This is a genomic window from Bradyrhizobium sp. IC4059, assembly GCF_020193615.1.
In the GTDB taxonomy this organism is placed as follows: Bacteria; Pseudomonadota; Alphaproteobacteria; order Rhizobiales; family Xanthobacteraceae; genus Bradyrhizobium; species Bradyrhizobium yuanmingense.
In genome coordinates, this window is sequence record NZ_JADYVH010000060.1 from 1 (window position 1) to 357 (window position 357).

Below are 357 nucleotides of genomic sequence, written 5' to 3' on the forward strand. Positions count from 1 at the left end.
GAGGGCGCCAAGGCGGCCGCCGCGATCGCCTCCAACCAGGAATGGCGCGAGACCCGGCCGGCGCAGTTCTCGTGCAGCGAAGCCGATCTCGTCGCAAAAGTGTGCGAGGTTCTGGGCCGCCATGACGTGAAGTGGGGCTAGCTATTCGCAGGCCGCGTCATGGCCGGGCTTGTCCCGGGCATCCACGTCTTATTTGATAGAAGAGAACGTGGATGGCCGGGACAAGCCCGGCCATGACGACAGCAGCAGGGAGAGAACAATGCCTGAGATCACCATCAGCATGGCCGAAGGCCGTACCGACGAGCAGAAGGCCGGCATGATGCGCGACATCACCCAGGCGCTGGTGAAGAATCTCGG

At 63.6% G+C, this 357-nt stretch carries 1 protein-coding gene; it reads left to right on the forward strand.

Features of this window, described 5'->3' with window-relative positions; genetic code table 11:
- Window positions 1-208: 208 nt before the first annotated feature.
- Window positions 209-357, forward strand: a 149-nt coding sequence (locus I6F12_RS37100) for a tautomerase family protein (RefSeq protein ID WP_225158558.1), incomplete at its 3' end; no start/stop codon positions are given.